11 protein-coding genes and 1 pseudogene are annotated in these 13,198 nt (G+C 67.2%); 3 read left to right on the top strand and 9 right to left on the bottom strand.

Annotated elements, in window-relative coordinates; genetic code table 11:
* Positions 1-61: 61 nt before the first annotated feature.
* Positions 62-952, bottom strand: coding sequence for an acetylglutamate kinase (gene argB / locus LIP_RS05750; RefSeq protein WP_068141613.1), 891 nt, complete (start codon positions 950-952; stop codon positions 62-64).
* A 93-nt stretch (positions 953-1,045) separates the two neighbouring features.
* Positions 1,046-2,272: a bifunctional glutamate N-acetyltransferase/amino-acid acetyltransferase ArgJ gene (argJ, locus tag LIP_RS05745; RefSeq protein WP_198409746.1), complete on the bottom strand. Its 1,227-nt coding sequence runs from the start codon at positions 2,270-2,272 to the stop codon at positions 1,046-1,048.
* A 691-nt stretch (positions 2,273-2,963) separates the two neighbouring features.
* Between argJ and LIP_RS05740 the strand changes: the two genes are divergently transcribed.
* Positions 2,964-4,163, top strand: a complete 1,200-nt coding sequence (locus LIP_RS05740) for a type II secretion system protein GspD (RefSeq protein WP_068135507.1) — start codon at positions 2,964-2,966, stop codon at positions 4,161-4,163.
* A gap of 217 nt (positions 4,164-4,380) precedes the next feature.
* Here LIP_RS05740 and LIP_RS18440 read toward each other — a convergent pair whose 3' ends face one another.
* Positions 4,381-4,719: a hypothetical protein gene (locus tag LIP_RS18440; protein ID WP_144440353.1), complete on the bottom strand. Its 339-nt coding sequence runs from the start codon at positions 4,717-4,719 to the stop codon at positions 4,381-4,383.
* Here LIP_RS18440 and LIP_RS05730 point away from each other — a divergent pair.
* Positions 4,699-8,964, top strand: coding sequence for a DUF6531 domain-containing protein (locus LIP_RS05730; protein WP_068135501.1), 4,266 nt, complete (start codon positions 4,699-4,701; stop codon positions 8,962-8,964). The genes LIP_RS18440 and LIP_RS05730 overlap by 21 nt on opposite strands.
* On the top strand, positions 8,964-9,410 hold the full coding sequence (locus LIP_RS20450) for a DUF4279 domain-containing protein (protein ID WP_158509567.1): 447 nt from the start codon (positions 8,964-8,966) through the stop codon (positions 9,408-9,410). Before LIP_RS05730 ends, LIP_RS20450 begins: the two co-directional genes overlap by 1 nt.
* Before the next feature lie 327 nt (positions 9,411-9,737).
* Here the strand turns inward: LIP_RS20450 and LIP_RS05720 are convergent, their stop codons facing one another.
* The 6 genes and pseudogenes from LIP_RS05720 to LIP_RS18430 form a co-directional block, all read right to left on the bottom strand.
* Entirely contained in the window at positions 9,738-10,121 is a 384-nt protein-coding gene (locus tag LIP_RS05720) for a transposase (RefSeq protein ID WP_068135495.1), read from the bottom strand.
* A pseudogene (locus tag LIP_RS18435) lies at positions 10,085-10,531 on the bottom strand (hypothetical protein); the annotation flags it as partial. The pseudogene LIP_RS18435 and the gene LIP_RS05720, both read right to left, overlap by 37 nt.
* A 115-nt stretch (positions 10,532-10,646) precedes the next feature.
* Positions 10,647-10,886 (bottom strand): hypothetical protein, encoded by a 240-nt coding sequence (locus LIP_RS05710; RefSeq protein ID WP_068135489.1) that lies wholly within the window; start codon positions 10,884-10,886, stop codon positions 10,647-10,649.
* Between the two features lie 23 nt (positions 10,887-10,909).
* A complete protein-coding gene (locus LIP_RS05705; protein ID WP_068135486.1) occupies positions 10,910-11,719 on the bottom strand; it encodes an ExeA family protein in 810 nt (269 codons plus the stop codon).
* Positions 11,712-12,398 (bottom strand): Mu transposase C-terminal domain-containing protein, encoded by a 687-nt coding sequence (locus tag LIP_RS05700; protein ID WP_068135483.1) that lies wholly within the window; start codon positions 12,396-12,398, stop codon positions 11,712-11,714. Before LIP_RS05700 ends, LIP_RS05705 begins: the two co-directional genes overlap by 8 nt.
* Positions 12,298-13,170 carry a helix-turn-helix domain-containing protein gene (locus LIP_RS18430; RefSeq protein WP_068135479.1) on the bottom strand — a complete coding sequence of 291 codons (873 nt, stop codon included), beginning with the start codon at positions 13,168-13,170 and terminating at the stop codon, positions 12,298-12,300. The genes LIP_RS05700 and LIP_RS18430 overlap by 101 nt, the downstream gene beginning before the upstream one ends.
* Positions 13,171-13,198 lie beyond the last annotated feature (28 nt).

The raw sequence follows: 13,198 nt of genomic DNA, 5'->3' as shown, positions 1-13,198 counted from the left end.
CGTCCTTCTGCGCGCCCTCCCCCGGCCGGCGGGAAGGGACCCTGCCTTCTCGGGACCCGGCCTACCCGACCACCATGGTGCCGATGCCGCGGTCGGTGAAGAGCTCCAGGAGCAGCGCGTGCTCCCGGCGCCCGTCGATGATGTGCGCGCGGGGGACCCCCGCCTCCAGCGCCTTGACGCACGCCTCGAGCTTGGGGATCATCCCTTCCTTCACCGCGTGGCCCGTCACCAGGTGGCGGGCCTGCTCCACGTCCAGGGTGCTGATGAGGGTGCCGGGGTCCGCGGGATCCTCCATCACCCCCCGCACGTCGGTGAGGAGGATGAGCTTGTCGGCCTTGAGCGCGGCGGCCACCTCCCCTGCCACCGTGTCGGCGTTGATGTTGTAGGGCTCTCCCGAGAGCCCCACCCCGATGGAGGAGATGACCGGGATGTACCCGTCCCGCTCCAGGAGGTGGATGAGGCCGGCGTTGACCTTCTCCACCTCGCCCACGAAGCCCAGGTCGACCGCCTCCTTGCCGGGCGTCTGGCGCTTGCGGGCCACGATCAGGTTGCCGTCGGTGCCCGAGAGCCCCACGGCCCGGCCGCCCATGCGGTTGATGAGGGCGACGATCTCCTGGTTGACGCTTCCCACCAGCACCATCTGCGCGAGCTGCATGGTCTCCGCGTCGGTGACCCGCAGGCCCTCCACGAACCGGGGCTCCATGCCCAGGCGGCGCATCCACTGGCTCAGCCGCCCGCCCCCTCCGTGGACGACGACCGGGTGGAGCCCCACGTACTTGAGGAGCACCAGGTCCGTGATCACCGCCTGCTGGAGCGCCGGATCGCTCATGGCGCTGCCGCCGTACTTGATGACGAAGCTCTTCCCCGCGAAGGAGCGGATGTAAGGCAGGGCCTCGATGAGGACCCCTGCCCTCCGTTCCAGCTCGCTCTGCCCCAGGGGGCCCCCGCTCATGGTCTTGGCGGCCGGGCCCTGCGCCTCGCCGTTGGCCGACGTGTTGGACGGCGTGCCCACCGCCCCACCTCCTCTGGCGGAAACCGCCCGCAGCTAGCTGCGGTACTCCGCGTTGATCCGCACGTAGCCCTCGGTCAGATCGCAGCCGAAGGCCAGCCCCTCGTGGGGGCCTGAGCCCAGGTCCAGCCGGATCTCGACCTCGAAGGGCTCCATGCGCGCCCGGGCGGCCTCTTCGGCGCCCTTCCGCCCGGCGCCCCCCGCGGCCACCTGTACCCCGCCGATCCAGAGGTCCAGGCGGGACGGGTCCAGGGTAACGCCGCTTCGCCCCGCGGCCGCCAGGATCCTGCCCCAGTTCGGGTCGCGCCCGGCCACCGCCGTCTTCACCAGCGGCGAGGCGGCGATGGTGCGGGCGCAGCGGTCCGCCTCCTCGGGGCTGGCCGCGCCCGTGACCCGCACCACCATCAGGTGGCTGGCCCCTTCTCCGTCGGCGGCGATCATCCGGGCCAGCTCCAGGTTCACCTGGTCCAGCGCCTCGCCCAGCAGGGCCTCCTCCCCGGGGCCGTCGGGCCGCACGCCGGAGGCACCGTTGGCCAGCACCAGGGCCATGTCGTTGGTGGAGGTGTCGCCGTCCACGGTGATCCGGTTGTAGCTGGCCGCCACCGACCGGCGCCACCGCTCCTCGAGCCACTCCCGCTCCACCGCGGCGTCAGTGGCCACGAAGGCCAGCATGGTGGCCATGTTGGGGTGGATCATGCCCGAGCCCTTGGCCATGCCGCCCACCCGGACGGTGCCGCCCCGCAAGGAGACCTTCACCGCTGCCTGCTTGATGCGGGTGTCGGTGGTGCAGATGGCCCGGGCCGCGTCGGCCCCGCCCCCGGCCCGCACTTGCTCCACGGCCGCCTGGATCCCCGCCTCCACCTTCTCCATGGGAAGGCTCTGGCCGATCACGCCCGTGGAGGCCACCAGAACCTCCTGGGGCGCCGCCCCCAGCCTCTCGGCCAGCACGGCCGCCATGCGACGGGCGTCGGCCAGGCCCTGCTCGCCGGTGCAGGCGTTGGCGATGCCTGAGTTGACCACGATGGCCCGCACCAGGCCACCCCGGGCCAGGTGCTCCCGCGAGACCACCACGGGTGCTGCCTGCACCCGGTTCGTGGTGAAGGTTCCCGCGGCCACTGCCGGCGGATGGGTCACCACCACGGCCAGGTCCGGGTTCCGGCCCTTGATGCCGCAGTGAACCCCGGCGGCCTGGATGCCCCGGACGGCGTCGAGCCCTCCGGGGACGGGGCGGGGCTCCGATGGGCTCTCGAGCAAGACGGCCAAGACGGTTCCTCCTCGCTTTCGGGATGCCGGGGAGAGGCCTTCCCCGGCGAGCGCTCGCTACGGCCCTCCCTGGCCTCCGCTCGCTCGGCACGGGCCCGGCTCTCGCCCTCCAGGCTCCGCCGGGCCCGTGAGGTCGCCGGGGAAGGCCTCTCCCCGGCCATGGACCCCGGGTGGGACCCTCGGCAACCCGCGGGACCGGATCTCGGAGGCACGTTGGCATGATTATACTCCAGATCCGCATATTGATGCAAGCAGATCTTCCGGACGGTGCGGCGGTTGGAGTACCCGTCGGGAGGCTCCAGCCTGGCCAGGTCCCCTACCCCGCCCGACTCAGAAACCGCGCCCTCAAGCCGTCTCACATGTGTGACGAAACCATGGGTACGGGGGTATCTGGATTGGGGATCGGACTCATGGAGCTGAAGCCATGGGTCCTCGACGGGATCGGGGTCACCCGGTCCGTCCCTCTGGGGAATGGGACGGCCGCAGAATCCACCCCAAGTTGGGCAGTATCGCCGCTGGACACCTTTGCGGTCATGGATCCATCGTGGCGAGAATACACCGTCGCGGGCATGACCGTCTCCGACGTCTGCTCCTCGCGGCCACAGCATTCTTCCTGATCCTCTTCGTACCTCCCGTCACCGCAGGCGCTGCTCCGGACTTCCCATGGGAGGCCGTCGCCCGCGAGGGCGTTGTGGAACGCGTCACGTACCGGGATCGTTGGGTTGAGATCTTTGGGCAGCGCCTCTTCTTCTACCAGGTCATCTCGGGACCGGAACGGAACGAGCTCACCCTCTCCCTCCCACGTACCCGCCCAGCCGAGGAGCCGCTGGTGGCCACCGGCGAGAGCCGCTACGTGGAAGAGGCTTCGGTGACCGTGGTTCCCGCAAAGGGGTTGCCAGGGGCAACTACGCACATTCGCCTTCGTCTGGCCGGCCCCGCCCACCAGCAGGGGTTCGTAGCGCCCGACGGCCGGCGGATCCAGATCGCCCTGACGCCGGAGGCCACGGTGAAGCCCACCGAAGCTTCTCTCCCGGAGGGAGGTTTTCAGACTCTCTCCCTTCGTTACGCAGACGCTGGGGACCTCGCCTCCACCCTGCGCCGGCTCGTCCCGTACGGCGACACCGTCATTCAGGTGGATGAGCGGCTGAACCGCCTCATTCTCGACAGTTCCATGGACCGCTTCGAGGACATCCGCCGCCTGGCGGAGGAGCTGGACCGGCCGGGCGATCAGATCCTCATCGACGCGCAGATCGTCGAGATTCATGCCGATGCCGCCTCGCACCTGGGGTTGAACGTGAGCGCGTCGCTCTCCGTCCGTTTCCGGGAGGAGAGCCAGTACTACGGGACGATTCCTTTGCCGCTCCAGCCCTTCGTTCGTACGCCCGTGGAGATCATGGCCACCCTGGATCTCCTCAAGGGTGAGGGCAAGGCCCAGGTCCTGGCCAACCCCCGGGTGGCCACGGTGGACGGCATCCCCGCCCTTGTGCGGACCGAGGAGCGCTTCCCCGTCTTCGTCACCCAGACAAGTGGAGACCAGGCCTTCCGGGTGAAGCAGGACATCGTGGCCGGCATCACCCTCTCGATCACCCCGCGTCACAACGGGGATGGGGAGATCACCACCGAGATCAAGACCGACGTGACGTCCATCACGGGAACGACCTCCGAAGGCTACCCGACCACCAGCAGCCGGGAGGCGGAGACGACCATCCGGGTCCGCTCGGGCGAGACCATCGTCATCGGCGGCCTCTTGGAACGACGGGAGATCGAGCACCGGGATAAGATCCCCCTCCTGGGCGACATCCCGTACCTCGGGGCCCTCTTCACCAACTTCCGGAGCGAGGCCAAGGAGACCGAGTTGTTCATCATTGTGACGCCTTACCTGATCCAGTAGGCTGGCTCATCTTTCGCTTTCATTCCTGTGGGTGGTCGAAAGCGCGGCACGTCTAGGGAGGAGGTCCTACTCGATGACTATCACCTGCCGAGGCCGCACGCTGATTCATACTGCGATCATCTTGCTCGTTATTGTTCTGGTTGTCGTGGTTGGCGTTGCGCAGGTTTCACCCGTACATGCGGATCCCCCGGTTTCGTTTGATCCGGGTGAGGGTGGATCAGACGACAGCGGCCAAGGCGATACCGGGGATCAAGAGGATCCTGGTACCGGGGAGGATCCCGGGGACGACGGCGACGGTAATGAGGGCGATGATGGGGACGAGGCCGACGATGATGGCGACGATGGTGGGGACGATGGTGACGACGATGATGGTGAGCCCCCGCCGCCGGATGCGGACGGCGACGGTATCCCCGATTCGCAGGATGTTGATGACGACAACGACGACTTTACAGACAACACAGAGCGGCGTGCCGGAACCGGCACCAAGGATGACGGCAGCGTACCTCAAGAGCCTGGTAACGAGGCCGGAGAGCTCGTGGAAGAGTCGGGTGAGCAAGGAAACCACGACCTGTCAGGCGATCCGGTCAACCCCCTGACGGGGGAGTACATCCTGACCCAAACGGACCTCACCGTTCCGGGGGCCGGTCTCCCCTTCTCGTTCGCGCGGACGTACGCGTCCAATTCACCGGTCGATGGGCCTCTCGGCGCGAAGTGGACCCACACGTACCATCGAACGCTGACGATGAACTGGAACTACTCCATGGACGTCCGGGACGGCCAGGGACGCCGCCTGCACTACCGATTCGTGCCGGACCCCGAGGTGCCGGTGAGCTCCTTCGACGGCGACCCGTTGATCGAGATCAGGCTGGACCGCGGGTACTTCGAGTCGTCGGTCCTCAACTCCAACACCCTCGCCCGCAACCCCGACGGGACGTACACGGAGCGGACGAAGGACGGCATCGCGTACCGGTACGCCGGTTACTGGGCCCGCTGGCGGGGAAGCAACCAGTCGCCGACGGCGGGCAGGCTGATGGACATCACCGATTCCAACGGCAATCGCCTGGCCTTTCACTACGACGGCCAGGGGCGGCTCACGGAGATCGTCGATACAGCGGGCCGGAAGTACCACCTCACCTACGAGGGGTCTCTCCTGGTGGAGCTCAGGGACCCGGCCGGCAGGCGGCTGCAGTACGATTACGATGAAAGAGGGCGCCTGAAGGAGGTGATCAACCCGATCGGGAGCCGCTGGCGTTTCCAGTACGATGAGGAGGGTCGCCTCACCCGCTACACGGGCCCGCGCGGCTTCAGCATGAGCTACCGGTACGACGCCGAGGGCCGGGTGGTCGAGGTCGTCGCGCCGGATGGCTCTCTCTACAACCGCTTCACCTACCAGCGCGGCAGCGGCTACCGCACCGAGTACACCGACCCGAGAGGCGGAACGACGGTCTATGTCTTCGATGCCGAGGGCCACCTGACCTCGAAGCGGGACCCCCTGGGCAAGGTAACCCAGTACGAGTACGACGAAGGCTTCAACCGCATTCGAACGGTCGATCCCACCGGGGCGGTGACGCGGGCAAGGTACGACGGGAAGAAGAACGTGGTGGAGCTCACCGGCCGGTCGGGCGAGGTGTACCGGTTTCAGTACGAGCCCGGCTTCAACAGGCTCACCGAGATCGTCGACCCCCTTGGAAACCGCACCCGCATGACCTACGACGGGCGGGGCAATCTGGTCGGCCTCTCCGATCCGCTGAACCGGACCACGACGTACTCCTACGACACCCGCGGCCTCCTTCGCGGCGTCACGAATTCCAAGGGACAGACGACGGAGTTTGCCTACGACGCGCACGGGAACGTCACGTCCATCACGGATCCTTCAGGGGCGGTCACTCGCTTCACCTACGACGGTCTGGGCCACCTCCTCACCATGACCGATCCTCTCGGGAAGACCACCCGCCTCGAGTACGACGGCCTGGGGCGCGTGCTCCGGGTACAGGAGCCGACAGGGGCCGAGCACCGCTACACGTACGATGCCGATGGGCACGTCCTCTCGTACGTGGACCCCTCCGGGGCGGTCTACACCTGGTCCTACGATCCCTTCGGGCGGGTCGTGCAATACACGGATCCCCTTGGACAGGTTCAACGCTTCCAGTACGACGCCGGGGGCAAGCTCCTGGCGGCGACCGACCCTCTGAATCGGACCTTCCGCTACGCGTACGACGCGGCCGGCCGGCTGACCCGGGCGACCAACCCGGCCGGGGAGAAGACCCGCTACGCGTACGACGAGCTCGGCAGGCTCAGGGAGCTCACCGATGCGCTGGGAAGGAGCACGGAGCTGGCCTACGACCCGTCGGGCCGGCCGGTCCGCGTCGAGGACCCCTCCGGCGGGGTGATGGAGTACGAGTACGATCCTCTTGGCCGGCTGATCCGTCGCGTGGACCCAGGCGGCAACCTCTTCCGCTGGACCTACGACGCGGCGGGGCAGCTCGTGGAGGAGGAGTCGCCTCAGGGGCGGATCCGCTACACCTACGACCCTCTCGGCAACGTCGCCACCCGGACCGATCTGGCCGGGCGCACCACCCGCTTCGCCTACGATGCCCGAGGGTTGCTCACCGAGATCGTCTACCCGGACGAGACGGTGCGCTTCGCCTACGACGCGGCCGGCCGCATGACTCTAGCCTCGAACCCGGCCCTCAGCGAGCGGTATGCCTACGACGCGATGGGGCGGCTCATCGAGGTGCAGAACCTCACCCTCAACAAGACCCTCAGGACCACCTACGACGCGAGGGGGCTCCGCACCAGCCTCACCGACCCGGAGGGACGGGTCTTCAGGTACGCGTACAACCCCCTGGGGCGGCTCGAGCAGTTCACGGGTTCCGAAGGGCAGCGGTTCGAGTTCTCCTACGACGCCCTGGCGAGGTTGGAGCGGGTGCGGCATCCGAACCAGGTGGAGACGCGGTACGGCTACGACGTCGCGGGCAGGCTCGCGAGCCTCGTGACCGGGAGCCCCTTCGAGGAGATCCTCCGCTACACGTACCGCTACGACGCGGTGGGCAACCCCCTGGAGCGGGGGGAGGGAGGCGGGGCCGTCTCCCGCTACGCCTACGACCTCTTGGACCGCCTGGTGCGGGTGGAGTACCCCCTGGAGGCGATCGAGGCGATCCGGGCCTGGCAGGACGGGACGTTCCCTCCGGGGAAGGGCCTGTCGCAAGGCGCGACCTCATACCCGCTCGCTCCGACCCTCCCGGTTCCACCTACCCGCGTGCCCTCCCTGCCGGAAGGTGAGGTGGTGGAGGCCATCCCGCAGGCGCCTGGGACCTCGGAGGGCAGGCAGCCTCCCAGCGAACCTCCGGGCCAGGGAGGGAAGCCCGGGGGCGGCAGGCCGGACGACCCGGGAGGCGCCGTCTCCTGGCCGGATCCCTTCGCACGGGCGAGCTACACCTACGACCGGGTGGGCAACCGGCTCACGCTGCAGACCGATGCGGGGATCCTCCCCTACACCTACGGCACCCTCAACCGCCTGCTCCGTGCGGGTGTGGTCACCTACCGGTACGACGCCAACGGCAACGTGGTCGAGCGGGCGGACCAGGAGAAAACGATCCGCTACACCTACGACTCGAGGAATCAGCTGACCCGGGTCGACTTCCCCGACGGCACCTGGGTGCGCTATGCCTACGACGCCTTCGGGAGGCGGGTCTACCGGGAGGAGAGCTACTGGCAGAACGCACAGAAGCAGAAGACCGAGATCACCCACTACCTCTACGACGGCCTCGACGTGCTGATGGAGTACGCGGGGACCCCGGGGGAGGGTCTTCCGCCCCTGGCGGAGTACTACCGCGCGAACGGGCAGCTCCTCGCCAGGAAGATGTTCGGCTTTCACGGGCGGAAGGCGCCGGGGAACGAGGAGTTCCTCAGGACCCGGGGAGGACTGCTCTTCTACCACACGGATGCTCTGGGGAGCGTGCAGGCGCTCACGGACCGCAAGGGCGAGGTGGTGGTGCAGTACTCCTACGAGGTCTTCGGGCAGGTCTGGGCGGGGGTGATGGGCCCGTACAACCGCTACGCCTTCACGGGGAAGGAGTACGACCCGAAGACGGGGCTCTACTACTTCGGGGCGCGCTGGTACGACCCGGAGGTGGGGCGGTGGGCCAGCCAGGACCTGGTGAGGGATGGGTTGAACTGGTACGTGTACGTTGACAACAGGCCAACGGCCCTCGTCGATCCGCTGGGCCTCTTCAAGGTCGATCCCTCGGGGCAGTGGGGTACCGTCGAACCTGGAGACACCCTTTCTGGCATTGCACGAAAAGTCTACGGTGATGCGTCTCTATATACGGAAATAGTGCGCATGCAACCGTTCGCCCTTCGGGATCCCGACCTTATCTACCCAGGCCAGGAGATACTACTACCGCGGACCGAGAGCTACCCCCAGGGGTACGACCTCAGCAATGACTCGGTAAGGGCGGATTGGCTGACTCCCACGCTGTTTGTTATCGGCGCAGCGACCGGCATCCAAGTCGCCTCTTCCGGCGCAGCCGCGGGTGTGGCAGTGCGAGTGTACTCCTGGATTCAATCGAGGCTGTCTGGAACGGGGGCATCTTCATCACGCATCAATCTACAGATGTTCGCGAAGAAAGGCGACATCCGTCAGGTTGAGCAGGTCGCTCGTAAGTTCAAGATGACGCCAGAGCAGCGTCGAGCATTCGGTGATTTCATCGAAGAGATGAAAGACGACATAACGGGCGGCCGCGACCTGACTTGGAAGCAGCTAGAAGCACTGGCCCGTCAGTTTCTGGAGGGATACTAGTGACCACCCCGAGGCATCATGATGAAGGCATCTTGCAGAGAGCGGCACTCCGTGTCGCTGGCAGCGGACTTGACGGTGACTGGGTGACAAGTCAACTGTCCTTAGCTCCTACCCGCTTCACGAAAGAAGGAACCGTCGGTCCGGGTGGGGTAAGGGCCGTGACCAATGTATGGAGGTATACCGTTCCGGTCCCTACCGACCGTCCGATGGAAACACACCTTCGCGCGCTTGTCTCCGACCTAAGGCCGAGACAGGCAGTTCTGAAACGTATGGCGCAGGACTGGTCAGTAACCGTGTGGTGTAGCTATGTCACCGACTATGCGCAGGGTACGTTTCAGATACCCCCAGACGTCATGGCGTTCCTTTCCGAAACCGGTGTCTCCATAACCGTCTCCGTCTTCTCATGGGGGATGGTCCGCGTGGATGAGGACGAGGCCGACGACTAGCGTCAGCATGCCGCTGGTATGGCCTGGATGGACGGAGCTGGAGGTTGGGACGCCGTCACGGTGGCTTCAGCCCGGATTTCGCATGCGTCCCTTCGACGGACGCGAACCGAACAGAGGATCGCAAGGAATGGAACACGGTTGACGACAATTGGTAGGACACGTTGGAAATGTGAGCCCGGAATCGCCGTGATGAGAGGCGTGGACGACGCACAGAGGTGGGCGAAACGGCGTGAGCAACGGCTCGGGAGGCGCCAGAAGGGCGCAGCTGCCTGGGCCACCCGCCCCTACTGGTGGCCTCCGCTCCTTGCCCACGGCGTTCCGGGTACGCTACGTGCTCAGTGCAAGCCGGATGGCCTGCCATGCAGCTCGGTGCGGCCACAGCGCTGGAAGCCGGAGGATCAGCCGCCGGGCATGGCGCACCACCAGGACCGGCACCCGCAGCAGGGTCCGTTGCAGGCGGGTCGCGGTGTAGTGGCGATAGGGCGCCGGGGCCAGCGCCTTGAGCCGGAGCAGGAGGTTGTAGGCGATCCCCTTGATCAGCAGGTCCGCCGCATTGGGCCAGAAGGTCTCCTTGCCGATGGAGTCGATGCCGAGTCCCTCCTTCAGCTCCTTGATCCCGTTCTCGGCGGTGCAGCGCTGATTGTAAAAGGGGTGTACGCCAGAAACGTAGGGGGTCAGGCAGCCCGCTTTGCCGTCCAGAAGGCGTCCCACCGCCTGCTGTAGCGGAAGGCGGCTAAGCTGAGCATGGCGCCCACCCCAGGTCGGCTCCAGCGCATCCCCGCCTGCTTGTGACGCTTCCCAACCACCCGCTTGCACCCGCTCTCCACCGCGCCGCTCCCTATCGGCAGGCCTTGGGCTTCAAGCTCAGGGTAGATCATCTTGTCGCGGTGGTTCTCCACGTAGGCCAACAGCTTCCGCCGCTCCTCCCGGGCCGCCCGGCCGCGAGCCGGCAGATCTCGAATGGCCTGCAACGCCTCGTCGATCTTGCCCTTGCGCAGGAGCGCTTCGCTCACCTGTTTCGCCCAGGCTTTGCCTTCAGGGTTCTCCTTTCCGAAGATCTCCTCCGCCGCTCGATATACGTGTTCGGACAGGTGGTAGTAGTCCAGGACGAACCGGGCGTGAGGAAAGAGTTCTGTCGCGAGTCACGCTCTTTGTCCACCCCCATCTCATGCTCCGTGGCCGCAGGTTCGAGTTTGGAAACGGTGCCCTGGCAGGGTGAGCCGCCAGGGCTGTGATTCAAAACGGCAGGGACTGCTGGCTGAGGGCTTCGTCGGATAGCGTGGCCGGGTCCTCCTCGGGGCCGTAGGCGGCGCTCCAGAGGTGGTCGATGAGCCGCTCGGCGGCTCTGAGGGAAGAGAGGTTGAGCACCAGCTCCTGATTGCCTGTCACCAGTCGGATCCGGCCCTTCAGGCCTCCCTTCCTGCCGGATCGGTGCTCGCTGTCCACGTAGGTCGTCCCTTTCACCGTGAAGCGCACGAATGAGCCTCCTTTCCGTTCGTTCAGGCCGTCCAGCTGAGCTCCGCCGAGGCCACCTGGTCGAGGAAGCCGTCGTCGATGACGCGGCGCTCCTGTGCGGCGGCCGCCATGAGGGTGAGGGTGGCCAGGCGGTTGATCTTTCTCGGGATCCCCTCGGAGGCCAGGTGGAGCCGGGTGAGGGCCTCCCGGGAGAAGATCTCCTGCCCGACGCCGGCGAGGTTCAGCAGGTGGCGCACGTACTGCTGGGTCTCCTCGAGGGTGAGGCCCTGGAGGTGGAAGCGGAGGTCGATCCTCTGGGAGAGCGGTTCGAGGCTCGCAAGCTGGAGGAGTTCCGCCAGGGGCCGGGTGCCCGAGAGGATCAGAGCGAAGGGAGCGAAGGCGTCGCAGTCGTAGTTCAGGAGCCCCCGGACCTCCTCCAGAACGGCCCGGGGAAGGTGCTGGGCCTCGTCCACCACCAGCACCGGGGTCCGGTGCTGGGTTTGGTGACGTTCCAGGAGGGTGCGGTAAGCGAGCCGCTTGGCCCGGGTGAGCTGGTAGGGGGCCTCGACGTGAAGCTCCTCCAGGAGCCGGTGGAAGAAGCTCCTGGGGGAGAAGGCGACGTCGGCGAGATAGAGCACCTCGTAGCGGGCGCTGTCCAGGTGCTCTCGGAGCGCCCGCAGGGCGGTGGACTTGCCCGAGCCCACCTCGCCGGTGAGGAGCATCACGAGCCTTCGCTCCGCCGCGTACCGGAGCCTTTCGAGGAGCTCCTTGTGCTGGCGGGAGGTGAAGAGGTCCGAAGGGGCGATCTCCCGGGTGAAGGGGGCTCGGGAGAGCCCGAAGAAGGCCTCATACACGAGGCTCGCCCTCCTTCCCGGGTTCGGGGCGGTGCAGCTGCAGGGGCGAGAGGGCCTGGCGCTTCCGCTCCTCGTGGCGGTGGAGGAGGAGCTCGAGGTACGGCAGCCCCGTGCGCTTGGGGGCTGCAGGCTCGTGGGCCCGGGCCACCCGGTCCAGCCGGGAGCGGTAGAGGTCCAGAGGCCTCGCCTTCCCCGCGAAGCGGCCCTCCCGCCAGACTTCCAGTTCTTCAAGGCGCAGCGGGTGATAGCGGAGCTCCACCTCGGGTGCCCTCTGGGCGTGCTCGGTCCCGGCCGGGGCCTGGTAGCGGTTGCCGGCGAACTGAATAACGCCCGTCTTGTCCACTTGCCGATCCTCCCGCCAGAGGAAGACCCGCTGGAGGCGCTCAGGAGGGACCGTCCGCCGCTCGAGATCCCGCAGGAAGCGCTCGGCCGGGGGCTCGCCCGTCTCCGAGTGGGTCCGGACGTGGTAGGCCTCCTCGATCCACGCCCATAGCCGCTCGTTGAGGGCTTCGAGCGTCTGGACCGGGTGGAGGGAGAGCTCGGGGAGGAATTCGTTTTGGAAGGTGGCAAACCAGCGCTCAATCTTCCCCTTCCCTTCGGGACGGCCGGTCTTGGCCGAGAGGTGGCGGATCCCCAGCTCGGCGCAGGCCCGGGTGAAGACCTCGGCCTGATAGATCATCGGGTGCCCTCTGGGCGCGATCGACGTAGACCCTGTGGGGGAGCCCGCCTCGCAGGATCGCCCGCTGGAAGCAGAGCTCCAGGGCATAGAGATCTTCGGCCCAGAAGAACTCGGCGTGGGGGATAAAGCCGGGTGCCCTCTGGGCGCGGTCGTCGAGGAAGGCGAGGAGGTAGGTGCGTCGGACGCGCTGGGGATCCTCCGGGTCCGGCAGGAGCAGCCCGTGGGAGGCGTCGCCCTGCCAGAGGTCCCCGGAACGGGCGGCCTCGAAGCGGCGGTACTGCTCCTGGGATGGGGGCCGGTGTTGCTGGCTCAAGCCCAGGGAGGCCAGGTAGCGCCAGACGGTCTTCGGCGAGAGACTTCCCGGCTCCACCTTCCCCGCCGTCTCGAGCAGCCGGATGATCTGGGGGATGCTCCGTTGGGGCTCCTCCTCCTTCAGGGAGCGCAGGAACTCCTTCACCTCGGACGAGAGGACCCGGGAGACCCCCTGGTCCTGGCGGGGCAGCCGCTTGAGTCCGTCGAAGCCACCGATCCGGTACGCCTGCACCCAGCGCAGGAGGCTCCGCCCGCTCACCTTCCTCCGGGAGCCGTCGGGGAGCATGTGCTCGCGTCCGGTCACCTCTCGCCGCCAGCGGGTCTTCTCCTGCTCGGTGGCGAGCGGATCGATCAGCGGGGCGATCATCCGGTAGCGGAAGAGGGCCTCCCCTTCGCTCCGGTCCCGGGTGGCCTCTGGGCGCGGCTTGTGGACCTCTCTTCCCTTGAGGGCATGGCTCATGCCCATCACCTCCTATCCTCGTTCTCGA

Source organism: Limnochorda pilosa, from assembly GCF_001544015.1.
GTDB classification, from domain to species: domain Bacteria; phylum Bacillota; class Limnochordia; order Limnochordales; family Limnochordaceae; genus Limnochorda; species Limnochorda pilosa.
This window is presented reverse-complemented; position numbering and strand designations above follow the sequence as displayed.

Excerpts from the sequence above, each read along its gene's own strand:
- argB (WP_068141613.1), bottom strand. The coding sequence starts at position 952 with ATGAGCGGGGGCCCCCTGGGGCAGAGCGAGCTGGAACGGAGGGCAGGG.
- LIP_RS05700 (WP_068135483.1), bottom strand. The coding sequence starts at position 12,398 with ATGATCTATCAGGCCGAGGTCTTCACCCGGGCCTGCGCCGAGCTGGGG.
- LIP_RS18430 (WP_068135479.1), bottom strand. The coding sequence starts at position 13,170 with ATGAGCCATGCCCTCAAGGGAAGAGAGGTCCACAAGCCGCGCCCAGAG.